The following is a 22,899-nucleotide window of genomic DNA, read 5'->3' on the forward strand; positions in this document are numbered from 1 at the left end:
GGGCCGTTCTTTTTTGCCCCCGTTCCGTGCTAAGCCGCGCGCGGGTTTGTTGAGCAGCGGCAGAATATGAGCATCACCGAAAAGCGCCCGGTCCACATTGTCGGCGGCGGCCTCGCCGGATGCGAAGCCGCTTGGCAGCTCGCCCGGCGCGGCATCCCGGTGGTGCTGCACGAAATGCGCCCGACGCGCGGCACTGACGCGCACAAGACCGACAGCCTCGCCGAGCTGGTCTGTTCCAACTCCTTCCGTTCCGACGACGCGCAGAACAACGCGGTTGGCGTGCTGCACGCTGAGATGCGCCGGCTCGGCTCGCTCATCATGTCTTGCGCCGACAGCCACCAGATCCCGGCCGGCGGCGCGCTGGCGGTGGACCGCGAGGGCTTCGCGCAGGCCGTCACCGCCGCCATCGCCGGCCATCCGCTGATCACGGTGGAGCGCGGCGAGGTTGAGGGGCTGCCCCCGGAGGAGTGGGAATCGGTCATCATTGCCACCGGCCCCCTCACCTCCCCGTCCCTCGCTGAGGCGATCCGCGCCCGTGCGGACGAGCAGGCGCTCGCCTTCTTCGACGCTATCGCCCCCATCGTCCATTTCGATTCCATCGACATGGACGTCTGCTGGTTCCAGTCGCGCTATGACAAGGTGGGCCCCGGCGGCACCGGCGCCGACTACATCAATTGCCCGATGGACAAGGAGCAGTACGACGCCTTCGTCGCCGCGCTGGCCGCCTCCGACACCGTCCCGTTCCGCGAATTCGAGGCCAACACGCCCTATTTCGACGGCTGCCTCCCGGTCGAGGTGATGGCCACGCGTGGCCCGGAGACGCTGCGCCACGGCCCGATGAAGCCGATGGGGTTGACCAACGCCCACAACCCGACCGTGAAGGCCTATGCCGTGGTCCAGCTGCGCCAGGACAACGCGCTGGGCACGCTCTACAATATGGTCGGCTTCCAGACCAAGACCCGCCACGGCGATCAGGTACGCCTGTTCCGCATGATTCCGGGGCTGGAGAAGGCCGAGTTCGCCCGGCTCGGCGGCCTCCACCGCAACACCTATCTCAATTCGCCGCGCGTGCTCGATCACACCCTCCGCCTGAAAGCCGAGCCGCGCCTGCGCTTCGCCGGCCAGATCACCGGCTGCGAGGGCTATGTGGAAAGCTCCGCCATGGGCCTGATGGCCGGCCTGTTCGCGGCCGCCGAGCAGCGCCGGCAGGAGCCCGCCTTGCCCCCACCGACCACCGCCCATGGCGCCCTGCTCAACCACATCACCGGCGGCCATATCGAGACGGTGGAGGCGGGACCCCGCTCCTTCCAGCCGATGAACGTCAATTTCGGCCTGTTCCCGCCGCTCGACGCCAATCCCACCCGCGACACCGAGGGCAACCGCCTGCGCGGCTCGCAGAAGACAGTGGCTAAGAAGCAGGTGCTGGCCGCCCGCGCCCTCGCCGATCTGGACGCATGGGCGAAAACCCATGCCGACGAGCCGAGCGAGGCCGCCGCGTGAGCCTCAACATCCCCGCCAAAGGCGGCGTGTTCGAGCTCGACACCGTGCTCAAGCGCGACACCTTCTCCACCATCGAACGCGGCCTCTGGCGCGATGCCGCCGGCAACGTCTTTCCGGCGGTGCGACGCAATTATGCCGGGGTGAAATGGTGGGTGAAACCCCTCGCCCGCCATTTCGCCGGCCGCGAGGCGCGCGCGCTGATCCGCGCCGAGGGCAGCGGCCACACCGTGCCGGTCTATGCGCTGGAGGAAGGCCACCTCGTGCGCGGCTTCGTCGACGGCATCCCGCTGCAGATCGCTAAGCCGCGCGGCGACCTCGCCTATTTCGCCTCCGCCCGCAAGGGCCTGCGCGAAGTACACCGGCGCAACATCGCCCATAACGATCTCGCCAAGCCGCAAAACTGGCTCTATGCGGCGGACGGGCGTGCGGTGCTGATGGATTTCCAGCTGGCCATGGTGTTTTCCCACCGCAGCAAGGCGTTCCGCGTCGCGGCCTATGAGGACATCCGCCACTTCCTCAAGCAGAAGCGCAGCTACTGCCCGGAGGCGCTGACCGCGCGGGAAAAGAAGATACTGGCCCGCAAGAGCCTTTTCACCCGGGTGTGGATGAAGACCGGCAAGAAGGTCTACAATTTCGTCACCCGGCGCCTGCTGAATTATCACGACACGGAAGGGCGCGGCCCGCGCGCCATGGAACAAGGCCCACGCATCGCAAGCGCGCTAGCCGAGGTCGGCGGCGTGCTTGCCGTGCACATCTGCGACTTCCCCACCGCCGGCCACAGTTTTGGGCTCTACGCCTTTGTCGAGGCCGAGGAGGGCGTGAGCGAGGACGCGTTGCGCGCCCATCTCACCGCCCGGCTGGCGGATATCCTGCCGCCCGAGCACCTGCAGATTGTCCCCGCTTTGCCGCGCGACGCGGCCGGCACCGTGCGCGACGACCTGCTGCGCCTTGTCGCGCTCAACCAGCTCGACCAGCTCTCGCAACTGCCGCGCGGGCCACAGGAGGATAAAGCGCTGAGCGTGATCGTCCGCGACCGCCGCAACCTCAGCGACCGGGTGCGCGGCGGCATCTAATCCGGCTCGGCGGCGCCCGCATGGCCCTGCGCCTGCGCCTTCAGTTCGCGCACGAAGGCGTCGACCAGTGGCTGCTCGCCCTTCAGTCGCCGGGTGGCGGCGAAATGGGTGGTCTCGAAGCCATAGGCTTCCGGCTTCAGCACCCGCATCTGGCCGCGCCCCACCCAGTCCTCGCCGATATGGCGCGGGAGATAGCCGATGAAGCGCCCAGACAGGATCATCATCACCTGCGCCTCCATCTGCACGATGGCGCCGCTCGCGCGCGGATGGTTGACCCGGTAGAGATCGTCGAGGTGCCGATAGCGCCGCACCGAGAACAGCGCCTCCTCGATCCGGGCATGGGTGATGTCGGCCCCGGGGACGGCGAACAGCGCGTGCTCCCGCCCGCAATAGAGCGCCTGTGCCTCCCGGTTCAGCGGGACATAGGTGATGCCCGGCACCTTCTGCGAGAACGGCCCGACGACGAGGTCGCGCGCCCCGTCCATCAGAGCCCGTTCCAGCACCAGCGGCGTTCCGAGTTCCAGATCTACGAACACTTCCGACGCATAGGCCATGTAGCGCGACAGCGCCGTCTGCAGGCCCAGTTTCGGGTTTGTGACGACGCCATCGACGATGCCGACACGCAGCCGTCCGACGAGGCGCTGCTGGTCGCGGCCGATCCGGCCATGGAAGGCGTCGATATCTTCAAACAGCTGCTTGGCGGCGGCGAGCGTCGATTCGCCGAAAGGCGTCAGCCGGAACCCCGCCCGTCCCCGCTCGCACAATTGCCCGCCAAGCTTGCGCTCAAGCGCGGCCAGATGGGTGGAGAGGGTGGATTGCGACAGGTTCAGCGCGATCTGCGCGTCCTGGAAGCCGCCTTCCTGCACCAGCACGACGAAGACCCGCAGCAGCCGCAGGTCGATATTGTCGAGACGGCGCATGCACGCTCCCCTTCCGTCAGGGCGGCGCGCCAGCCGCCGAAGTCCCCGTCATCCCGGCCGAGCGCAGCAAGAGCCGGGACCGTCCTCCGTCGTCGCTTCGCACGCGACACGCGATCCCGGATCGCTCCTGCCCAACCGTTCGGAAGTACGGCGGGTGGGGGCACCGCCCGGCTCTCTCGGTCACATTGATATTCGCCGATGCTTCCTTCCATTAATTCCGATTACTCTGAAAGTGAAGATGCGCGAGCATGGCACGTCCTCATGGAGCCTGCCGTGCCCCTCCCCTTCGTCTCCCGGTCCCACCCATGACACTTGACGGCATTTCCGGCCGCACCGTGCTGGTCACGGGAGCCAGCCGAGGGATCGGGCTTGGCATCGCCCGCGCCTTCGCCACGGCGGGGGCGGAACTGCACATGCTGGCAGAGGATGAGGCGATCTTCGAGGCAGCCGAACGCCTCGGCGCGCGCGGCCACCGCGCGGACATCACTTCTGCGGAACAGGTCGCCGCCGTTGCCGAGGCCATTCCCCATCTCGACGTGCTGGTGAACAATGCCGGGCTGGAGCGCGTCACCCCGCTGGACGACGCAAGCGTCGAGAACGAAGCGATCTTCCGCCGGGTGGTGGAGATCAATGTCGTTGGCACGTTCCTCGTCACCCGCGCTTTGCTGCCGCGCCTCTCCCATGGCGGGCGCATCATCAACACCGCCTCCATCTGGTCGCGCGGGGCCGAAAAGCTGTTCGGCGCCTATGTCGCCTCCAAGCACGCGGTGATCGGCCTCACCAAGACCTGGGCCAAGGAATTGGGCCCGCACGGCATCACGGTGAATGCCGTCTGCCCCGGCTGGGTGCGAACGGAAGCCTCGCTGCGCTCGCTCCACGCCATGGCGGCCCGCACGGGAATAGCGCCGGAGGTGCTGCTGGAGGAAATCGTCGCGGCGCAGATCCTGCCCGGTTTCATGGACCCCGAGGATGTCGCGGGCACGTATCTCTTCCTCGCCTCCGACCTTGCCGGCAACATCACCGGCCAGAGCCTGGGCGTCGATCGAGGAGAATTTCCATGGTAGCCCCGCACAAGGACGCCCCTCACAAGGATATGCGCGTCATCGTCACCGGCGCGGCGAGCGGCATTGGCCGGGCGAGCGCGAACGCGCTCAGCGCCGCCGGTGCCAGGGTGGTCGGCTTCGACCTGCACCCGCCCCCGGACGAGACCCGCTGGCCGACCATTCTGGTGAATGTGGCGGATGAGGCCTCGGTGATCGGCGGCATGGAGGCAGCAGAGGCGGAACTGCGCGGCCTCGATCTCATCGTCAATTGCGCCGGAATCTGCGTGGAAACGCCGCTGGCGAGTTTCGACATCGCCGCCTTTGAGCGCATGGCAGCGGTGAATATGCGCGGGCCGATCCTGATGGCGCGCGAGGCGCTGTCCCGCTTCAGTGGTGAGGGTCCGGTGCGCGGCCGCATCATCAACATTGCTTCGGAACTCGCCTATCTCGGCCGCGCAGGCTTCTCCGGCTATGCCGGCACCAAGGGCGCCATCCTCGCTCTCACCCGCTCCTGGGCGCGCGAGCTTGGGCCGGACATTCTGGTCAACGCCATCGCGCCGGGTCCGGTGGATACGCCGCTGCTCGATTTCGACAATCTCAGCGAGGAGTTGAAGCGGCTGGAGACGGGCAACCCGTCCGGCCGCGTCGGCCGCCCGGAAGAGGTCGCGCAGGCCGTGCTGTTCCTGGCGAGCCGCTCTACCACCTTCATCACCGGCCAGTGCCTCAGCGTCGACGGCGGCGCTGCGATGCACTGAGCGACTTTACGATCAGCACTCAGGGGGACCGGATGGTCGACAGCGTACGTCTCGACGAACTCAGTTGGCCGGAATTCGCGGCGAAGATGGCCGCGGGCGCGCCGGTGCTGCTGCCGCTCGGCTCCACAGAGCAGCACGGGCCGCATCTGCCGCTCAATGTCGACGTGGTGCTGCCCACCGGCGTGTGCGAGCGCATCGCCCGCGAGGTCGGCGGCATCGTTGCTCCAACTGTGGCCTATGGATGCAAGTCGATGCCGCGCTCGGGCGGCGGCGAGCAGTTTCCCGGCACGCTGAGCGTCGACGCCCACACCTTCGCGCTGGTGCTGCGCGACGTCATCCGCAACCTCGCCCGGCAGGGCGTGCGCCGCCTCGTCGTGGTGAACGGCCACTACGAGAACCTCTGGCCCTCGGTGGAAGGCCTCGACCTCGCCCGCCGCGAGATCGCCCGCGACGGCATCACCGACTTCACCGTGATGCGGCTCGAATACTGGGACTTCGCCACCCGCCCGACGCTTGAGAGTATCTTTCCGGACGGCTTCCCCGGCATCGAGCTCGAACATGCCAGCTTGATGGAGACGTCGCTGATGCTGGTCCTGCGGCCAGACCTGGTGGAAATGGACAAGGTACCCTCGGACGGCCCCGCCACTTTCCCCACCTATGACCGCTTCCCGGTGCCGGATGATTTCGGCCTGCCGCCCTCCGGCGTGCTGGCCGTGGCCACCGGCTCGACCGTGGAGAAGGGCGAAGTGCTGATGGCCGATTATGTCACCCATATTTCCACCGCCATCCGCAAGGAATTCGGGCTGTAGGACCCTGTGTCCCGGCCCAGCGACGCCGCAGGCGGAGCGCCGAGCCGGGATCCAGGGAAAATGCGCGAAGCGCTGCTTTGCTTTTTCCATTGCCGCCTGTGGCGACGTCTTGCGCTGGGTCCCGGATCGGCGCCGCGCCGTGCGCGGCTTGTCCGGGAAACAGGGAAAATCCGGGCAGCACCCCAATGAGGTTGAGATGACCACCACGTTCGAGCCGCTCGATTCCGGCACCGTCCCGCGCTTTGCCGGGCTGCCTACCTTCATGCGGCTTCCGGTGGCCGAGCCCTCGCAGGTCGACATCGCCATCATTGGCGTGCCGTTCGATCTCGGGACCACAAACCGTGCCGGCACCCGCCACGGCCCGCGCGAACTGCGCAACCAGTCGAGCCTGATGCGGCGCGTACACCATGTCACCGGCCTGTCGCCCTATGACCGCGCCCGGGCCGCCGATTGCGGCGACGTCATCATCGACCCGTTCGACCTGATGCGCTCGCTCGACATCATTGCCGCGCACTATGACGGCGTGCGCGCAGCCGGAGCCCTGCCGCTCACCGCCGGCGGCGACCACCTCATCACCCTGCCCATCCTGCGCGGGCTGGCCAAGAACGGTCCCGTGGGCCTCATCCAGTTCGACGCCCATTCCGATACCTATGACAGCTTCTTCAACGGCTCGCGCTACACGCACGGCACGCCCTTCCGTCGCGCCATAGAGGAAGGGCTGGTCGACCCGAAGCGCTTCGTGCAGATCGGGCTGCGCGGCGCCATTTCCGATGCCGGCAATTATGATTATGCCCGCGACATGGGCGTGCGCATCATCTTCATCGAGGAATTCATCGAACGCGGCGTCGCCGACGTGATGGCGGAAGCGCGCGCCATCGTCGGTGACGCCCCGACCTATGTTACTTTCGACATTGACGGCATCGACCCCTCGCAGGCGCCCGGCACCGGCACGCCGGAAATCGGCGGCTTCTCCACCCGCGAGGCACAGCAGATGGTGCGCCTGCTCGATGGACTCGACATCATCGGCGCCGATCTCGTCGAGGTCGCCCCGCCCTTCGATCCCTCCGGCCTCACTGCGCTCACGGGCGCGACGATCATGTTCGAGTTGCTCTGCGTGCTGGCAGGCGCCGTTGAAAAGAAGGGGGTACGCTGATGGCCCATGGTTACGAGGGCGGCCGGCTCGATCTCCCATTCGTCGGCATCTGCACCTTCGGCAAATACCCGCTGCAGCTTGACTGGGACAAGATCGACGCCGATGTCGCCATTGTCGGTGCGCCGTTCGATCTCGGCACCCAATGGCGCTCGGGCGCCCGCTCGGGGCCCCGCGCCATTCGAGAGGCGTCGACGTTGTTTTCATTCGGTCATGCCGGTGCCTACGATCACGAGGACGACGTCACCTATCTGGCGGCGGAGACCACCCGGATCGTCGACATCGGCGATGCCGACATGATCCACACCGATACCGAGGGCAGCCACGCCAATATCGAATATGCGGTGCGCAAGATTCTGAGCGCCGGGGCCCTGCCTGTCGTGCTCGGCGGCGACCATTCCATCAACATCCCCTGCATCGAGGCTTTCTCTGAGCAGGAGCCGATCCATATCGTCCAGTTCGACGCCCATCTCGACTTCGTCGACGAGCGCCACGGCGTACGGCGCGGCCATGGCAACCCGCTGCGCCGTGCGGCGGAAAAGCCCTATGTCACCGGCCTTACCCAGCTCGGCATCCGCAACGTTTCCTCCACCGCGCGCGAAGGCTATGAGGCCGCCCGCGCCATGGGGTCGGACATCCTGTCCGTGCGCCAGATTCGCAAGCTGGGGACGGAAGCGGTGCTGGCCCGCATCCCCGAGGGTCGCCGTTACTACGTCACCATCGACATTGACGGCTTCGACCCTTCCATCGCGCCCGGCACCGGGACGCCGAGCCATGGCGGCTTTACCTATTACGAGGTGCTGGAACTGATGGACGGGCTGACCAAACGCGGCACAGTGGTCGGCGTCGACCTTGTGGAGGTGGCCCGCGAGTACGATCCTTCCGGCGTCACCGCCATTCTGGCTGCCCAGGTGCTGCTGAACTTCATTGGCCGGATTCTTCACCGCCGGGGCTCTTGAATACCGTTTGATAGGTCCAATCTTCTTCGTGCCGGTGCGACTTCCGCGCCGCTCGACAGCCCGATGGCCCCGATGCGGGCTGTCACATGAAGAGGACCTCCCATGCCCGTCCACAAGACCGCCAACGACGTTCCCTCCAACGCCAAGAAGGTCGCCATCGAACTGCTCAACGCCAATCTCGCTGCGGGCATCGATCTCGCGCTGGCGATCAAGCAGGCGCACTGGAACCTGAAGGGCCCGCAGTTCATCGCCGTCCACGAAATGCTCGACGGCTTCCGCACCGAGATGGACGGCCACACCGACACCATGGCCGAGCGTGTCGTGCAGCTGGGTGGCACGGCGCTGGGAACGACGCAGACGGTCGCCGAGGCGAGCCCGCTGAAGCCTTACCCCACCGACATCTATGCCATTCCCGAGCACCTGAAGGCTCTGGCCGAACGTTTCGGCATGGTGGCAAACAATGTGCGCAAGGCCATCGCTGATTCCGACGACGCCGGAGACGCGACGACTGCCGACATCTTCACCGCCGCCTCGCGCTCCCTCGATAAGGCACTCTGGTTTCTCGAATCACATCTCGAGGCCCCGCGCTGACAAGCGAGGGCCTCTTTTTCCTTTAACCTCAATGCCTTGACCGGCAGCCTCTTGCCCATTGGCGAGCCTGCCGGTCTCCTAATTCAGTGGACAGATTCTTCTTCTCATAAATACGTTAGCTGCTGCCCCATTTTCTCAATAATCTTCTGGCCATCTGCTTGTGGGCGCAACCGTCACGGCGGATTGCGGGGGCTGGCACATCGGCTGCGGGAAGCCGATATGGGGACAGGAATGGCAGTATGGGGTCAACCGCAGGCAAGGCCGCCGAGGAGGCGGCCCCGGCCGCACTTTCCAATGTGGAACGGGCATTTTTGCCGGCATCGAGCTTGATCGAGTCGGCCGGAAGCGAGGGGCCGATCACTCATCTGGAGATCGGGCGCCTGATCGAGCGCGCACACCGCCGCTTTCTGGATGTATTGCGCGCTGAACTGACCCGCCTCGGGGTCGACGATATCAGCCCGTCGCAGGTGATGCTGTTGTTCACCATCGGCAATGACGAGCTTTCCGTCCGCGATCTGCTGGAGCGCGGGCATTATCTCGGCTCGAACGCTTCCTACAATCTCAAACAGCTTGTCGATGCCGACTATGTCCATCGCGCCGCCTCGCAGCGCGACCGTCGCTCGGCTCGCTTGCGGCTGACCGACAAGGCGCAGGGCCTGTGCGACGCCATTCGTGCAACGCATGACAGCCGACAGAGCGACCAGGACAGCGAACAGACCGCCGAACTGGGTATCGCCTATGGCGTGCTGCGCCGGCTGGAACTGCTATGGACCGGCTCCCTGCGCTGAGGCGCAGCTTGCTCCACCGCTAAAGACACATCCCCGCACACCGGGGATGTGTCGCTAGACCCGCTCAGGTGATGACGGTCGGGGCGCTGCGGCCGGTGCGACCCTCAATGTCCGGAAGGTCGCGGGCGATCTGCACCAGGGCGGCGAGGGCGTCCTGGGTGTCGAGGTCGTGGCGGGCTAGATCGGCCTCGAATCGCTCCAGATAGAGCCGCAGCGTCGCGCCCGCCGTGCCGGTTCCCGACAGGCGATAGACCAGGCGCGAGCCATCGGTGAAGAACACCCGGATGCCCTGCTTGGTCGTTACCGACCCGTCAATCGGGTCGTTATAGGCGAAGTCGTCGGCACTCTCGACGGTAAGCCCGTTGATGACAGTGCCCGGCAGCGTGTCGAGCCGCGCCCGCAGATCCGCCATCAAGGCATCGGCGGCGGCGCTGTCGACTTCCTCATAATCGTGGCGGGTGTAATAGTTGCGCCCGAAGGTCTCCCAGTGCCCGGCGACGATTTCCGCCACGCTCTGCCGGCGCACGGCAAGGATGTTGAGCCACATCAGCACCGCCCAAAGTCCGTCCTTTTCGCGCACATGGTTGGAGCCGGTGCCGAAGCTCTCCTCGCCGCACACGGTGGCGAGGCCGGCATCGAGTAGATTGCCGAAGAACTTCCAGCCCGTGGGCGTCTCGTAGCATGTCACGCCGAGCTTCTCGGCCACGCGGTCCGCCGCGCCGCTGGTCGGCATCGAGCGGGCGATGCCGGCGATGCCATCCTTGTAGCCCGGCGCCAGATGGGCATTGGCGGCGATAATGGCGAGCGAATCAGACGGCGTCACGAAGCGCCCGCGGCCGATGATCATGTTGCGGTCGCCATCGCCGTCCGAAGCGGCGCCAAGATCGGGCCCGTCCTGCGACATCAGCAGGTCGTTCAGTTCCTTGGCATGGACGAGGTTGGGGTCGGGATGGTGGCCGCCGAAATCTGGCAGAGGCTCGCCATGCATCACCGTGCCGGGGCCGGCGCCCAACGCTTCCTCCAGGATCGCGCTTGCATAGGGACCCGTCACCGCGCTCATCGCATCGAAGCGCATGGTGAAGCCGGAGGCGAAGAGGTCGCGTATGGCGTCGAAGTCGAACAGCGACCCCATCAACTCGGCATAATCCTCGACCGGGTCGATGACGTCGACGACCATATCGCCGACCCGGGTGATGCCGAGCGTGTCGAGGTCGATATCGTCGGCATCCATGATGCGGTATTCGCGGATCGTCTTCGTCCGCTCGAAGATGGCATCGGTCACGTGCTCGGGCGCTGGGCCGCCATTGCCGATATTGTACTTGATACCGAAATCGCCGTGCTCGCCGCCCGGATTATGGCTGGCCGAGAGAATGATGCCGCCGAACGCCTCGTGCTTGCGGATCACGCAGGAGGCGGCGGGCGTCGACAGGATGCCCCCCTTGCCCACGAGCACCCGGCCAAAGCCCGCGGCCGCCGCCATCTTGATGACGATCTGGATCGCCTCGCGATTATAATAGCGCCCGTCACCACCCACGATGAGGGTTTCGCCCTCGAAGGCATCGAGGCTGTCGAACAGCCCCTGCACGAAGTTCTCGATATAGTGCGGCTGCTGGAAGACCGTGACCTTCTTGCGCAGGCCGGAGGTGCCGGGCTTCTGGCCCTCGAACGGAGTGGTGGCGACGACGCGGATCATGCTCGCTCCCGGACTTTGCTCAACTCATCCCCCGACAGCCGCAGCCGACCCGGGATCGTTAGACGTTTGGCGCGGCGTCCCGGTTCCCGCCATGGGCGGGCCCGAAACGACGCCCGGCACTATCTGGTCACGAGATGGCGCAGCAGACCGGCCGCCGAGGTCGAGAGGCTGTCCGGCGCAACGCCGCTTTCCACCGCCGGCAGCAGCGTGTTGGCGAGTTCCTTGCCGAGTTCCACGCCCCACTGGTCGAAGCTGTTGATGTTCCAGATCGCGCCCTCGACGAACACCCGGTGCTCGTACAGCGCGATGATGCGCCCGAGCGTGTAGGGATCGAGTGTCTCATAGGCGATCGTCACCGAAGGCCGGCTGCCGGTGAAGACGCGGTGCGGAGCAATCTTGTCGGCGGTGGCCTCGTCGCGGCCCGCCGCCAGAAGCTGCGCCTTCGCCTCTTCCAGCGTGCGCCCGCGCATCAGCGCCTCGGACTGGGCGAGGCAGTTGGCGATCAGCATGGCGTGCTGGCGCTTGAGGCCCGGCTCCTTCTCTTCGGCATGGCCCTTCGCCGCGATCAGGAATTCGACCGGGATCGGGCTCGTGCCTTGATGGATGAGCTGAAAAAAGGCGTGCTGGCCATTGGTGCCCGGCTCGCCCCAGACCACGGGCCCCGTGTCATGGGCCACGGTCTTGCCATCGAGCGTCACATGCTTGCCGTTGCTCTCCATGTCGAGTTGCTGGAGATAGGCCGGCAGCCGCGCGAGGTGCTGGTCGTAGGGGATCACCGCCCGGGTGGCGTAGCCGCACACGTCGCGATGCCAGATGCCAACCAGCGCCAGCAGCACCGGCAAGCTCTGCTCCAGCGGCGCGGTGCGGAAATGCTGGTCCATGGCGTGGCCGCCGGCGAGGAAGCGACGGAAATGCGCCTCGCCAACCGCGATCATGACCGGCAGGCCGATGGCCGACCAGACCGAGTATCGCCCGCCCACCCAGTCCCAGAAGCCGAACACCCGGTCGGGCGCGATGCCGAAGGCGGCCACTTTGTCGAGCGCGGTGGAAACGGCGGCGAAGTGGTTGGCCACCGCCGCCTCGCCCAGCGCCTCGACGATCCAGTGCCGGGCACTCGCGGCATTCGACATCGTCTCCTGCGTGGTGAAGGTCTTGGAAGCGACGATGAACAGGGTCGAGGCCGGATCGAGGTCCTTCACCGTGTCGTAGAGATGGGCGCCGTCGACATTGGAGACGTAATGCGCGCGCGGCCCGTCGTGATAGGGCGTCAGCGCGATGGTCGCCATGACAGGGCCGAGGTCCGAACCGCCAATGCCGATATTCACCACATCGGTGATCGGCTTGCCGGTCCAGCCCTTCAGCGTGCCGGAGCGGATGCCCTCGGCAAAGCTGGCCATGGCGGCGAGCACGGAGGCCACGTCCGCGCGCACATCCTGCCCGTCCACGCTGAGCGGCGTCTCGCCCGGATCGCGCAGCGCCGTGTGCAGCACGGCGCGATCCTCGGTCAGGTTGATGTGCTCGCCGGCGAACATCGCCGTGCGCTTGGCCTCGACCCCGGCCGCGCGGGTCAGGTCGAGCAGCAGGGCAAGCGTGTGCGCGGTCAGCGAACATTTGGAGAAATCGAGCAGCATGTCCTCGAAAGAGGCGGAGAAGCCGGCGAAACGGTCGGGGTCGGCGGCGAACAGGCTTCCCACCTTCTCCTCGGCCCGGGAAGCATGGTCGGCGGCCAGAGCCTTGAAGACGTCCTCGGTCGCTGCGCTCATCTCATCCTCCAGACGGTCCCCTCACGGGACATTACTCGGTACGGCCCGGCTCGCTCCGGCCCATGCTCGCCTTCACCGCCTCGATCAGTTGCTTGAGGGTGAAGGGCTTCGGCAGGAAGCCGAAATCCGCGCCCTCGGGCAGGTTCTTGGCGAAGGCTTCCTCGGCATAACCCGACATGAATATCACCTTGATGTCGGGATGGGTGGGGCGCAACTCTTTCAAGAGCGTCGGCCCGTCCATTTCCGGCATCACCACGTCGGAAAGGATCAGCTCGACCTCGCCGGGGTGCTGGGCCATCACCTCCAGCGCCTCGACGCCGGAACCCGCCTCCAGCACGTGATAGCCGCGAGACATCAGCGCCCGGGCAGCGAAGGCGCGCACCGCTTCCTCGTCCTCCACCAGCAGCAGCGTGCCGCGCCCGGTAAGGTCGGTGGCCTTGGCCGGAAGATCGGGCTCCGGTGCGCGCGGCGCCAGCTCGGCTGCATCGGGCACGTGGCGCGGCAGGAAGACCCGGAACACCGAGCCCTGCCCCATCTCGCTCTCCACCTGCAGGGTGCCGCCGGTCTGCTTGACGATGCCATAGACGGTCGAAAGTCCGAGGCCGGTGCCCTTGCCGACTTCCTTGGTGGAAAAGAACGGCTCGAAGATCTTGTCGAGAATGGCCAGCGGGATGCCCGTGCCGGTGTCGGCTACCTCCACCAGCACATGGTCGGCCTGCGGAAGGCCCGCCTCGGCATAGGCCTCGGCCTGCGCCGTATTCACATTGGCGGTGCGGATGGTGAGCGTGCCGCCCCCCGGCATGGCGTCGCGGGCATTGACGGCGAGATTGACGATCACCTGCTCGAACTGGTTGAGGTCCGCCTTCACCGGCCAGAGGTCGCGCTCTTCCTTGACCTCCAGCTTGATGGTCTCGCCCAGCAGCCGGCGCAGCAGCATGGTGAGGTCGCTCATCACATCGCCGAGGCGCAGCACCTGCGGGCGCAGGGTCTGTCGGCGCGAAAAGGCGAGAAGCTGGCGCACCAGCCCCGCCGCCCGGTTGGCGTTTTGCTTGATCTGCATCACGTCCTGGAAGGACGGGTCGGTGGGCCGGGCATTGGCCAGCAGAAGGTCGGAATAGCCGATGATGGCGGTCAGCACATTGTTGAAATCGTGCGCCACGCCGCCGGCGAGTTGGCCGACCGCCTGCATCTTCTGCGACTGGGCGAACTGAGCTTCCAGCGCCCGCTGCTCGGTCGTCTCGATGACATAGACAATCGCCGCCTCGCGCGCTCCGATTCCATCCTCGACCGAGGCGAAGTAGAGGCGCGCCGAGCGCCCGCCCTCGCGCTCCAGCACGATGTCTAGTGGCGCGGCGGGCGCCTGCCCGTGCACCGCCGCCGCCAGCGCTAGCTCCAGCGGGCTGCGCGCCGCCTCGGGCACGATATCGACAATGCGCCGGCGCTCGTCCTCGCGCCCGCCGAACAGCCGTGCGAACATCGCATTGGCGCGAACGATGCACCCCTCCACGTCGACCTCGGCGATGGCGATCGGCGAGTTATGGAAGAATCGCGCGAACCGCACCTCGGCTGCGCGGGCCGGATCGGCGGCATTGTCCTCGCGCGAGCGGTTGACCACCAGCGTGCGCGACGCCCCGGGTGTGCCGTCCGAGGCGTAGGCAACCCGATGCCACAGCCGAACCGGCAGCTTCTGGCCATTCTTGCGCTTGAGGTCGAGGTCGAGCACCTCGGTACGCACCCCGCCGGGCAGCGGCGCCATGCCGGTCAGCAGCGCGGCCGCCGGGCCGGGCACGATGTCGCCGACGGAAAGACCGCCCGGGCCAAACTCGGCGAGATCGTAGCCCAGCCAGTCCACCAGCGTGGCGTTGATGTAATGGATCGCCCCGCCCGCTGCCGAGAAGAATCCGGCCGGCGCATGGTCGAGATAGTCGATGGCGTGCTGCAATTCGAGGAACGCCGTCTCCTGCCGCTCGCGCTCGCGGGTGAGGTCGCTCACCGTCCACACGGTCGCGCGCACGCCCTTGCCTGAATTCGCCGCGCGCCGCGCCGCCAGCCGGAGCCAGCGCACCGGCTGGCCGGGGCCGGCGAGGCGCACCTCTTCGACGGCCGCGCGGCCCTCGCGAACCCCCTGCACGAGGCGATAGACCGCCTCGGAGGCGTCGGGGTCGCTGGTGAACAGGCGCTCGACCGGCCGCGCCTCCGCTGGCGTGGCGGCACCCGTAATCTCGAAATAGCGCGGATTGGCGTAGAGCACGCGTCCCAGCGTGTCGACGATGCTCACCCCCTCGGGGGCGCTGTCGACGATTCGCCGAGCCAGTTCATCACGCAGATCCGGCGCGCCGAAGCGCAGCAGGCCGGCGGCATAGGCGAAAAGGGCAAAGACGCCGACGACCGCCAGAACGGTCAGAAGCCCGATGATCCATGGGTCGGCGCGGTCCCGCCCCAGCAGCAGCAGCGACACCACGGCACCGACAAGCGCCAGCGCCACCAGAAGCACCAGCCTTATGCTGCCGCCGATCTCGGTTCGGTCGATCGTGGGATCGTCGCGTCCGCCGTTCGCCATATCCAAGCCAGAAGCCTTTCGCTGCCGCCACCGACGCAGCGCAGCGAGGCGATTCAACCCGACCTTCTTGGTGCCTGACACGCTCCCCGGGAGCAAGGCCCGATTGGGCTTATCCGCCGCCGGCATGGTTCTGCAAGGCGCCCGGCAGGGTGGAAAAGCGGGCGGGGCTTGCCCGCCGCGCCCTTACGCGACACAAAGGGCGCTTGTGATCGGCCTGTGCGACGCCTGCGCAGGCCTTCGGCCTTGCAGGAGATGTGGCTCATGATGGATGTACTGGCCGATCTCGGATCGCTTACCGTACCGATCCTCGCCTTCATCGGGCTGATCGTGCTGGCGGGTCTCGTCGTGTGGCTCGGGCGCCGGGCGCGGCGCAACCGGAGCCATGGGCTGGTTGCTGGCCATCGGCTGGCCGTCATCGACCATATACAGATCGACGAGACCCGACGCCTCGTGTTGATCCAGCGCGACGATGTCCAGCACCTCGTCGTGCTCGGCGGGGGCAGCGACTTTCTGGTGGAAAGCGGCATCGGTGCCATCCCTGCCCGTGCGCAACAGCATCCGCACGCGCCGCCCCGTGAATTCGAGCCGCCACGAGCCCCCGAGCCGGCGGCTGCGCACGACTCCCTCCGGGCAGGCGAGCCCGCGCGTCCGACTCCCCCGCGCGCCGAGCCGCTGCGCGAACCGCCCCGCAACCTGCGCGACGTACCGCCGCCTCCGCCAGCGTCCCGGCCGCAGCGCCCCATCCCTCTCCCCCCCGAGGCGCGCACCCCCGTCGAGCCTCGCCCGACGATGGTTTCCCGCGGCCCTGCACGCGATATCCCCGTCGAGCCGATGGCCTTGGCTCCCGCCCCGATGGCGCCGGCGCCCATCCTTGCCGCCCCGCCCTTCGCCCGGCGTTCGGCAGAGCCCCACCGTGCGGAGCCAGTCATCGCGGGGCCTTCCGAGCCGGAGTCCGGCGCACGGGTGACGGTGAAAGTCGATCCGCTCTTCGCCGGCATGGCGGACCACCTCGAAGAGGCGTTGCGGCGCCCGGCGCTGCCCGAGGGCGAGGCCGGCCGGCAATCGGACCCGAGCCTGCCGCCCCCGGCCATTACCTCGCCGGCCTTCGAGCGCGCTCTCGAACGGGCGATCGACCGTCCGGCCGCTCCCCCGCGCGGGGCCGAAGGTCGGCGGATGGAGGAGCCGGGCCGTCCGGCAGGACCCCCTGCCGCCTCCTCGACGCCGATTGTCGTCGCCCCCCCGGCGGCAGGCCCCGCGCCTGTCCTGGGCCCCCCACCCGTGCTGGCCTCGCCGGCCCTGCACGCAGGCGGACCCGGGAGTGAGCGTCCGTCGGCACCTTTGCCCGATGCGCCGGCCCCGGAAATACGCATGGACGTGAGCCCGCCCGAATCGCTCTCGACAGGGCCGGCGGCGCCACCGATCCGCGCCATCGACATGTTCGCGCCAGAGAGAGACCTCCCCGCGGCGACCGACGAACCGCAGCCGACCGAGCCCGCCGATCTGTTCGAGGAAGAAATGGCCAATCTTCTGGGGCGAAACCGCCGCCCCTGACAGCCCGGCCAAGCCGGGCAAAGCGTTGAAACAGAAAAGGGCGGCCCGATGAAGCGGGCCGCCCTTTTTCATTTCACCTCGCCACCCGAGGGACTTTCGTGACAAATGCTCTGCGAGTTAACCGGTGGCGGGCGCGCGGTCCGCCGGCCCTGAGCCTCCGCGCTACAGCTAGCAGACCATCGGCCACCGTTGCCACGCAGACACCTGCGGTGGCCGGCCGTCTACCGCACGAACCACATGCCTCGACCGAATGGTCGTCCGCATCTTTCAGGGCTGCGAAGCATCGTGACCCCAGCCCTCGGCCTGGATCAGATGACCCCGGTCGAGAACGCCCGCCTAGTCGTCGCGATAGACGCGCTCGCGGCGCTCGTGGCGCTCCTGCGCTTCGATCGACAGCGTCGCGATCGGACGGGCCTCGAGCCGCTTGAGCGAGATCGGCTCGCCGGTTTCCTCGCAATAGCCGTAGGACCCGTCGTCGATCCGCTCAATCGCCGATTCGATCTTGGCGATCAGCTTGCGCTGGCGGTCACGGGCCCTGAGCTCGATAGCGCGGTCGGTTTCCGACGACGCGCGGTCGGCGATGTCAGGGTGATTCTGATTCTCGTCCTGAAGGTGCTGAAGCGTCTCTTTCGCCTCGCGCAGGATGTCTTCCTTCCATTGCAGCAGCTTCTGGCGGAAATACTCCCGCTGCCGCTCGTTCATGAAAGGCTCGTCCTCGCGGGGACGGTACTCTTGGTCGATCTCAACCGACATCGGCCTTCGTCCTCGTGTTCCGGGGGCACCCCTATCGGGCGGAGCTTATATCGCCCCGTCCCGCCCTACACAACACCTCACAGCGTCATGCGGGTGACACAAAATGCCGGATTTTTCAGCAGCTTGAGCGCCGAAACGAGGCAGAGGGCAGGGTTTGCTCCCCGTCGCGGTAACAGTCGGCGCCGCTGCCGGGTGCGAGGCTCCTGCCGGACCCGCGCGACTATTCGAAACCGAGGAAGAAAGTGTAGGAGAGCGAGACGCCCGTCTGGAACTGGTTGCGATCGCCGTGCTGCACAACGAGCGGGCTGTCGGCGGCATCGTCCATCAGATATTTGTACTCGGCGAACACCGAGCCGGTGATGTTCTCGGTGAAGCGCTTCACGACCTGGCCGCCGAAGCCCACCGAATAAATGCCGCCGCCCGCTTGGTAGGGCGTCAGCGGATTGCCGAGAGCCTGGGCGAAGGCCGCCTCGGTCGGCGTGACGCCGTAATAGGTGTCGATATAGCCGGAGCTCGCCAGCGTCATGCGCGGGCCGGCCGAAAGGGTAACGCCCCAGAGTTCCGGGCTGAAGTGAATGGCGTCGATCGCGAAGTCGGCCACCACGCCCTCGAACCCGCCGAAGCCGTAGCGCACATCACCGCGCAGGCGCAGCCAATCCATGGGGAACCACTGCGCGTAGCCACCGATCTGGAAGGCATAATCAATGTCGGACATGCCGCGCAGGGCGTTGGCGTTCGACGAATCGCGCTTCCAGTCCATCGTGCCGGTGATGCCGGCCTCGAAGGTGCCATTGTCGAACAGCGCAAGGCTGGGATTGTCGTTGAAGCTGCTGAAGCGGCTGAGCCGGTCGGCGCGGGTGATGCTGATGATCGGCTTGAAGCCGAACTCATAGTCGTCCGAACCCATCCACTCGGGCTGCGCCATCACGTAGCCGCCCAGGGTCAGCGTCCACTGACGGTCCGTCGATTCCGCCGCAGCGTAGGTTGGGTCGCCCTTATAGGACATATCGGCAGCCTGAGCCATCGAGGCCGACAGACCGATCGTCCCCGCGATAACCGCGACACTAGCGAAGCCGACTGACCGCATTGCAACCACCTTATGAAATCCAGAACCTCTTCCTTACAGCAGCTTATCAGCGAAGTGGTTGCCGAAAAGTCACTTAACGCGCGTCAATCATTTCGGCGGCAATGCGCCGGGCGCTCGCACCCGGCGCCGTCGTGCCTATATGATCCCTACCCTCTCACCGGACCTGACACGAACCTCATGCTGCGCCTCATCCTTCTGCGTCACGCCAAATCCGCCTGGCCGGACGGCGTCACTGATATCGACCGCCCCCTTGCCGGGCGGGGCGAGCGCGCCGCCGCCGCCGTCGGCGCTTACATGGCGCAGGAAGAACTGCTTCCGGCGCGCATCTTCGTCTCACCGGCGCGGCGCACCATCGAGACCTGGGAGATCGCCACCCGCGACTGGCCTTCCCATCCCCTGCCCTCCTATGAGCGCAGCATCTATGAAGCGCCCGCCGACAGCCTGATGCGCCTGATCACAGCGCAGGGCGAGGCCTCGCCGCTGATGCTGGTTGGGCACAATCCGGGCATGGAAGACGTCACAGCGCTCCTCCTGCGGCGCAGCCAGCGCGCCAAGGTGCTGCCGAAATTTCCCACCGGAGCCCTCGCCGTCATCGACGTGCCGGTGAAGGACTGGTCCGATATCGAGCCGGGCATCGGCACGCTGGAGCGCTTCGTCGCTCCGCGCGCGCTCGGCGTCCAGAAGGAGAAGGACTAGCCGTGCCCTCCCGCATTGAATGGCTGCTGGACGAGGCCCGCCTGACCGCGCAGACCCTCATCGACCGCGCCGAGGACCTCGCGAGCCCGACGCTACGGCTCGGCATCACGGGCTTGTCGCGGGCGGGCAAGACGGTCTTCACCACGGCGCTGATCCACGCGCTGATGCGCGGAGGAAGGCTTCCGGTCTTCCGCGCCATGCATGAGGGGCGCATCGCTACCGCCCGGCTAGAACCGCAACCGGACGACGGCGTGCCGCGCTTCGACTATGAAGGCCATCTGGCGACGCTGGTGGATGAGCGCCGCTGGCCGGAATCGACGCGGCGGATCAGCGAGTTGCGCCTCGCCATCGATTACGCGCCCGCGCGCGGCGGGCGGCGCACGCTCACCCTGGACATCGTGGATTATCCCGGCGAGTGGCTCCTCGACCTGCCGCTGCTCGACCAGTCCTTCGCCGAATTCTGCGCCAACAGCCTGGCGCTCGCCCGCGCCCCGGCCCGCCGCCCCCTCGCCGGCCCGTTCCTCGCCGCGCTGGGGGCGTCAGACCCTGCCGTACCGGCCGACGAGACCGAGGCCCGCAAGCTCGCCGCCCTGTTCACCGACTATCTCGCCGCCTGCCGCGCCGAGACCGTCTCGATGAGCCTGCTGCCGCCCGGGCGCTTCCTCATGCCCGGCGATCTGGAGGGCTCGCCCGCCCTCACCTTCGCTCCGCTCGACCTCGCCGAGACGGCGGATGCCCCCGCCGGCTCGCTCCACGCGATGATGGAGCGGCGCTTCGAGGCGTATAAAGAGCGAATCGTCCGCCCGTTCTTCCGCGACCATTTTGCCCGGCTCGACCGGCAGATCGTGCTGATCGACGTGCTGTCCGCGCTCAATGCCGGGCCGGCGGCGCTGGCCGACCTCGAATCGGCGCTGGACGGCATCCTCGCGGCCTTCCGCATCGGCCGGAATTCGTGGCTCGCTTCCCTGTTTCGCCATCGCATCGGCAAGGTGCTGTTCGCCGCCACAAAGGCCGATCACCTTCACCACACAAGCCACGACCCCCTGGAGGCGATCCTGCGCCGGCTGGTCGAGCGGGCGCTGGCGCGGGCGGAAGGCGCGGGCGCCGATATCGATATGGTGGCCATCGCCGCCGTGCGGGCGACGCGGGAGGCGATGGTAAAGCGCGGGCGGGCGCACCTGCCGGCCATCGTCGGGGTGCCGGAGGCCGGCCAGCACGGTGCCGACGCCTTTGACGGGCTGGCCGAGGCCGCCGTCTTTCCCGGCGACCTGCCGGAGAACCCTTCCGCCTTGTTCGATCCCGCCCATGGCTTCAACGGACTTTCGGACGCGGCCGGCGGCGACTTTCGCTTCCTGCGCTTTCGCCCCCCGCCGGTCCAGCGCAACGCCGACGGCCTCGCTTTGCCGCTACCTCACATTCGTCTCGATCGCGCGCTGGAATTCCTGCTCGGTGATCGGCTCAAATAGAACCCGCGGAAACACAAACGCATGAGCGACCGCACCCCTCGCCGCCCCCAGGCCTTTCGTCTCGACGATCCCGGAGTCGTGCTGGCCGAAGAAGGCCATAGCGCACCGCGCGGCGCCGTCGTCGTCACCCCGACGCCGGCGGAGAGCGCGGACGACCTCGCCCCGCCGCTTCCACTGCCGCCGCCCAAGACCTCGCGCTGGGGCCAGCTGTTCTGGACCGGCCTCGGCGGGCTGGTGAGCCTTGGCGTCGGCCTCGCGGTGACGAAGCTGGTGGAGGATCTCTTCGCCCGTGCCGACTGGCTCGGTTATGTCGGCCTCGCCTTCGCGGGGGCGCTGGCGCTGGCGAGCCTGGCCATTCTGGCGCGCGAGGCGTTCGGGCTCATCCGCCTGCGCACGCTCAACCATCTGCGCGAGCAGGCCGCCGAGGCGCTGGCGAAGGACGACCGGCGCCTCGCCGAAGCGGTGACGGCGGAACTGCTGGCGATCGCGGCAACCTCGCCGCGCCTGTTCCGCGCCCGCACCGAGCTCACCGGCCATCTCGGCGCGATCATCGACGGGGCCGACCTCATCCGGCTCACCGAGCGCCAGCTGATGGGGCCGCTCGACGCCGAGGCGACCCAACTCGTGTCGAACGCCGCCAAGCGGGTTTCGGTCGTCACCGCCGTCTCGCCGCGCGCTGCGGTGGACCTCATTTTCGTGCTGGTCACGGCCATCGGGCTCGTGCGGCGGCTGGCGCTGCTCTATGGGGGGCGCCCCGGTGCGCTCGGGATGGTGCGGCTGTTCCGCCAGGTGGTCACGCATCTGGCCGTCACCGGCGGCATGGCGGCGGGCGATTCGCTGATCCAGCAGGTGGTTGGCCACGGCATCGCCGCCAAGCTGTCGGCACGGCTCGGCGAGGGGGTGGTCAACGGCCTGCTCACCGCCCGGCTCGGCATTGCCGCGATCGAGGTCACGCGGCCTCTGCCCTTTGTCGCGCTGCCAGCACCGGCTCTCGGCGACGTGGCTTCCGGCCTGATCAGCCGGGGCGAGCCCAAGGATGGCCCCAGAGAGGGGCTGAAGCCGCCCCCCGACCGCGCTCAGCCCTGATTTTCGGGTGTCCGCACGACAAGGCCATCGAGCGCCTCCGTGATCTTGATCTGGCAGGAGAGCCGAGAGGTGGGCCGGACATCGGAGGCGAAGTCGAGCATGTCCTCCTCCATCGGCCCGGGCTCGCCGGTGGCGGCCTGCCATGCTTCGTCCACATACACATGGCATGTGGCACAGGCGCAGGCGCCGCCGCATTCGGCGTCGATTCCCGGGACGCCGTTGCGGATCGCCGCTTCCATCACGGTGGCGCCGGCGGCGGCCTCCACGGTGCGCTCGGTACCGGCGGCGTCGATGAAGGTGATTTTGGGCATGGGGCGGAGCTTCAGCGATTTTGAATGACTACAGGAAGGTTCGCCCTAGATAGCTGCCGGACGGCGGGAATGCCAGCGGGTCGCTTTGGGGCGAGGCTGGCGCGGCACGCGCCGATTCGCCGGGCGGGCACGTTTTTGGACATTCCTGCCGGCAGCGTGAATCAGAGGTTTCGGGACGTGGTAAACAGGGCGTTAACGATAACTGAAATCACCGTGTTAACCCCCGTTCCATTTTTCATGGTCAAGAGCGTAGGATAAAGCTGCGGGGAACTGGCGTTCCTCTCGTCAAGTGCGGCACTACTGCCGCCGACGGGAATACCACAACTCCGCGAAACCCCGGCCCGA

At 67.3% G+C, this 22,899-nt stretch carries 20 protein-coding genes; 13 read left to right on the forward strand and 7 right to left on the reverse strand.

The window, feature by feature from the left end:
* Positions 1 to 66 precede the first annotated feature (66 nt).
* Positions 67 to 1,500 carry a methylenetetrahydrofolate--tRNA-(uracil(54)-C(5))-methyltransferase (FADH(2)-oxidizing) TrmFO gene (gene trmFO, locus EV667_RS13485; protein ID WP_131835833.1) on the forward strand — a complete coding sequence of 478 codons (1,434 nt, stop codon included), beginning with the start codon at positions 67 to 69 and terminating at the stop codon, positions 1,498 to 1,500.
* Positions 1,497 to 2,573 carry a serine/threonine protein kinase gene (locus EV667_RS13490; RefSeq protein ID WP_131835834.1) on the forward strand — a complete coding sequence of 359 codons (1,077 nt, stop codon included), beginning with the start codon at positions 1,497 to 1,499 and terminating at the stop codon, positions 2,571 to 2,573. Before trmFO ends, EV667_RS13490 begins: the two co-directional genes overlap by 4 nt.
* On the opposite strand, the gene EV667_RS13495 is transcribed toward EV667_RS13490, so the two are convergent.
* Positions 2,570 to 3,493: a LysR family transcriptional regulator gene (locus tag EV667_RS13495; RefSeq protein ID WP_131835835.1), complete on the reverse strand. Its 924-nt coding sequence runs from the start codon at positions 3,491 to 3,493 to the stop codon at positions 2,570 to 2,572. The genes EV667_RS13490 and EV667_RS13495 overlap by 4 nt on opposite strands.
* Positions 3,494 to 3,798: 305 nt before the next feature.
* Here EV667_RS13495 and EV667_RS13500 point away from each other — a divergent pair, with 305 nt between their 5' ends.
* From EV667_RS13500 to EV667_RS13530, 7 genes are all read left to right on the forward strand, one after another.
* Positions 3,799 to 4,557, forward strand: a complete 759-nt coding sequence (locus EV667_RS13500) for an SDR family NAD(P)-dependent oxidoreductase (protein ID WP_131835836.1) — start codon at positions 3,799 to 3,801, stop codon at positions 4,555 to 4,557.
* Positions 4,551 to 5,291: an SDR family NAD(P)-dependent oxidoreductase gene (locus EV667_RS13505; RefSeq protein ID WP_131835837.1), complete on the forward strand. Its 741-nt coding sequence runs from the start codon at positions 4,551 to 4,553 to the stop codon at positions 5,289 to 5,291. The genes EV667_RS13500 and EV667_RS13505 overlap by 7 nt, the downstream gene beginning before the upstream one ends.
* Before the next feature lie 32 nt (positions 5,292 to 5,323).
* Positions 5,324 to 6,100: a creatininase gene (locus tag EV667_RS13510; protein ID WP_131835838.1), complete on the forward strand. Its 777-nt coding sequence runs from the start codon at positions 5,324 to 5,326 to the stop codon at positions 6,098 to 6,100.
* A gap of 196 nt (positions 6,101 to 6,296) precedes the next feature.
* Entirely contained in the window at positions 6,297 to 7,253 is a 957-nt protein-coding gene (gene speB / locus EV667_RS13515) for an agmatinase (RefSeq protein ID WP_131835839.1), read from the forward strand.
* Positions 7,253 to 8,209, forward strand: coding sequence for an agmatinase (speB, locus tag EV667_RS13520; protein WP_131835840.1), 957 nt, complete (start codon positions 7,253 to 7,255; stop codon positions 8,207 to 8,209). Before speB (EV667_RS13515) ends, speB (EV667_RS13520) begins: the two co-directional genes overlap by 1 nt.
* Before the next feature lie 102 nt (positions 8,210 to 8,311).
* The gene (dps, locus tag EV667_RS13525; RefSeq protein WP_131835841.1) at positions 8,312 to 8,800 is read left to right on the forward strand and encodes a DNA starvation/stationary phase protection protein Dps; all 489 of its coding nucleotides are present in this window, start codon (positions 8,312 to 8,314) and stop codon (positions 8,798 to 8,800) included.
* Between the two features lie 239 nt (positions 8,801 to 9,039).
* Positions 9,040 to 9,588: a MarR family winged helix-turn-helix transcriptional regulator gene (locus EV667_RS13530; protein ID WP_131835842.1), complete on the forward strand. Its 549-nt coding sequence runs from the start codon at positions 9,040 to 9,042 to the stop codon at positions 9,586 to 9,588.
* Positions 9,589 to 9,652: 64 nt separating this feature from the next.
* On the opposite strand, the gene EV667_RS13535 is transcribed toward EV667_RS13530, so the two are convergent.
* The 3 genes from EV667_RS13535 to cckA form a co-directional block, all read right to left on the reverse strand.
* A complete protein-coding gene (locus EV667_RS13535) occupies positions 9,653 to 11,281 on the reverse strand; it encodes an alpha-D-glucose phosphate-specific phosphoglucomutase (RefSeq protein ID WP_131835843.1) in 1,629 nt (542 codons plus the stop codon).
* A 119-nt stretch (positions 11,282 to 11,400) separates the two neighbouring features.
* Positions 11,401 to 13,044 (reverse strand): glucose-6-phosphate isomerase, encoded by a 1,644-nt coding sequence (gene pgi / locus EV667_RS13540; protein WP_131835844.1) that lies wholly within the window; start codon positions 13,042 to 13,044, stop codon positions 11,401 to 11,403.
* Positions 13,045 to 13,075: 31 nt separating this feature from the next.
* The gene (gene cckA / locus EV667_RS13545) at positions 13,076 to 15,604 is read right to left on the reverse strand and encodes a cell cycle histidine kinase CckA (RefSeq protein ID WP_131836347.1); all 2,529 of its coding nucleotides are present in this window, start codon (positions 15,602 to 15,604) and stop codon (positions 13,076 to 13,078) included.
* 261 nt (positions 15,605 to 15,865) lie between these two features.
* On the opposite strand from cckA, the gene EV667_RS23070 reads away from it, so the two are divergent.
* Positions 15,866 to 17,155, forward strand: coding sequence for a flagellar biosynthetic protein FliO (locus EV667_RS23070; protein WP_165901611.1), 1,290 nt, complete (start codon positions 15,866 to 15,868; stop codon positions 17,153 to 17,155).
* A gap of 336 nt (positions 17,156 to 17,491) precedes the next feature.
* Here the strand turns inward: EV667_RS23070 and dksA are convergent, their stop codons facing one another.
* Together dksA and EV667_RS13560 are read right to left on the reverse strand one after the other, a co-directional pair.
* Complete coding sequence (dksA, locus tag EV667_RS13555; RefSeq protein WP_131835846.1) at positions 17,492 to 17,908, reverse strand: RNA polymerase-binding protein DksA; 417 nt, start codon at positions 17,906 to 17,908, stop codon at positions 17,492 to 17,494.
* Positions 17,909 to 18,128: 220 nt separating this feature from the next.
* Positions 18,129 to 18,914: a MipA/OmpV family protein gene (locus EV667_RS13560; RefSeq protein WP_245516139.1), complete on the reverse strand. Its 786-nt coding sequence runs from the start codon at positions 18,912 to 18,914 to the stop codon at positions 18,129 to 18,131.
* 258 nt (positions 18,915 to 19,172) lie between these two features.
* On the opposite strand from EV667_RS13560, the gene EV667_RS13565 reads away from it, so the two are divergent.
* Genes EV667_RS13565 through EV667_RS13575 form a run of 3 tightly spaced genes read left to right on the forward strand, consistent with a single transcriptional unit; the run spans position 19,173 to position 22,243 of the window.
* Positions 19,173 to 19,691 carry a SixA phosphatase family protein gene (locus EV667_RS13565; RefSeq protein WP_131835848.1) on the forward strand — a complete coding sequence of 173 codons (519 nt, stop codon included), beginning with the start codon at positions 19,173 to 19,175 and terminating at the stop codon, positions 19,689 to 19,691.
* A 2-nt stretch (positions 19,692 to 19,693) separates the two neighbouring features.
* Positions 19,694 to 21,157: a YcjX family GTP-binding protein gene (locus EV667_RS13570; protein WP_131835849.1), complete on the forward strand. Its 1,464-nt coding sequence runs from the start codon at positions 19,694 to 19,696 to the stop codon at positions 21,155 to 21,157.
* 21 nt (positions 21,158 to 21,178) lie between these two features.
* Positions 21,179 to 22,243 carry a YcjF family protein gene (locus EV667_RS13575; protein WP_131835850.1) on the forward strand — a complete coding sequence of 355 codons (1,065 nt, stop codon included), beginning with the start codon at positions 21,179 to 21,181 and terminating at the stop codon, positions 22,241 to 22,243.
* Here the strand turns inward: EV667_RS13575 and EV667_RS13580 are convergent.
* Positions 22,234 to 22,554: a 2Fe-2S iron-sulfur cluster-binding protein gene (locus EV667_RS13580; RefSeq protein ID WP_131835851.1), complete on the reverse strand. Its 321-nt coding sequence runs from the start codon at positions 22,552 to 22,554 to the stop codon at positions 22,234 to 22,236. The genes EV667_RS13575 and EV667_RS13580 overlap by 10 nt on opposite strands.
* Positions 22,555 to 22,899 lie beyond the last annotated feature (345 nt).

Origin of the sequence: Ancylobacter aquaticus (assembly GCF_004339465.1) — a bacterium.
GTDB lineage: Bacteria > Pseudomonadota > Alphaproteobacteria > Rhizobiales > Xanthobacteraceae > Ancylobacter > Ancylobacter aquaticus.

What these genes read in the sequence shown, in the direction of transcription:
- trmFO (WP_131835833.1), top strand. Translation starts at nt 67, where the DNA reads ATGAGCATCACCGAAAAGCGCCCGGTCCACATTGTCGGCGGCGGCCTC.
- EV667_RS13495 (WP_131835835.1), bottom strand. Translation starts at nt 3,493, where the DNA reads ATGCGCCGTCTCGACAATATCGACCTGCGGCTGCTGCGGGTCTTCGTC.
- EV667_RS13500 (WP_131835836.1), top strand. Translation starts at nt 3,799, where the DNA reads ATGACACTTGACGGCATTTCCGGCCGCACCGTGCTGGTCACGGGAGCC.
- EV667_RS13505 (WP_131835837.1), top strand. Translation starts at nt 4,551, where the DNA reads ATGGTAGCCCCGCACAAGGACGCCCCTCACAAGGATATGCGCGTCATC.
- EV667_RS13510 (WP_131835838.1), top strand. Translation starts at nt 5,324, where the DNA reads ATGGTCGACAGCGTACGTCTCGACGAACTCAGTTGGCCGGAATTCGCG.
- speB (WP_131835839.1), top strand. Translation starts at nt 6,297, where the DNA reads ATGACCACCACGTTCGAGCCGCTCGATTCCGGCACCGTCCCGCGCTTT.
- speB (WP_131835840.1), top strand. Translation starts at nt 7,253, where the DNA reads ATGGCCCATGGTTACGAGGGCGGCCGGCTCGATCTCCCATTCGTCGGC.
- dps (WP_131835841.1), top strand. Translation starts at nt 8,312, where the DNA reads ATGCCCGTCCACAAGACCGCCAACGACGTTCCCTCCAACGCCAAGAAG.
- EV667_RS13530 (WP_131835842.1), top strand. Translation starts at nt 9,040, where the DNA reads ATGGGGTCAACCGCAGGCAAGGCCGCCGAGGAGGCGGCCCCGGCCGCA.
- EV667_RS13535 (WP_131835843.1), bottom strand. Translation starts at nt 11,281, where the DNA reads ATGATCCGCGTCGTCGCCACCACTCCGTTCGAGGGCCAGAAGCCCGGC.
- pgi (WP_131835844.1), bottom strand. Translation starts at nt 13,044, where the DNA reads ATGAGCGCAGCGACCGAGGACGTCTTCAAGGCTCTGGCCGCCGACCAT.
- cckA (WP_131836347.1), bottom strand. Translation starts at nt 15,604, where the DNA reads ATGGCGAACGGCGGACGCGACGATCCCACGATCGACCGAACCGAGATC.
- EV667_RS23070 (WP_165901611.1), top strand. Translation starts at nt 15,866, where the DNA reads ATGATGGATGTACTGGCCGATCTCGGATCGCTTACCGTACCGATCCTC.
- dksA (WP_131835846.1), bottom strand. Translation starts at nt 17,908, where the DNA reads ATGTCGGTTGAGATCGACCAAGAGTACCGTCCCCGCGAGGACGAGCCT.
- EV667_RS13560 (WP_245516139.1), bottom strand. Translation starts at nt 18,914, where the DNA reads ATGTCCTATAAGGGCGACCCAACCTACGCTGCGGCGGAATCGACGGAC.
- EV667_RS13565 (WP_131835848.1), top strand. Translation starts at nt 19,173, where the DNA reads ATGCTGCGCCTCATCCTTCTGCGTCACGCCAAATCCGCCTGGCCGGAC.
- EV667_RS13575 (WP_131835850.1), top strand. Translation starts at nt 21,179, where the DNA reads ATGAGCGACCGCACCCCTCGCCGCCCCCAGGCCTTTCGTCTCGACGAT.
- EV667_RS13580 (WP_131835851.1), bottom strand. Translation starts at nt 22,554, where the DNA reads ATGCCCAAAATCACCTTCATCGACGCCGCCGGTACCGAGCGCACCGTG.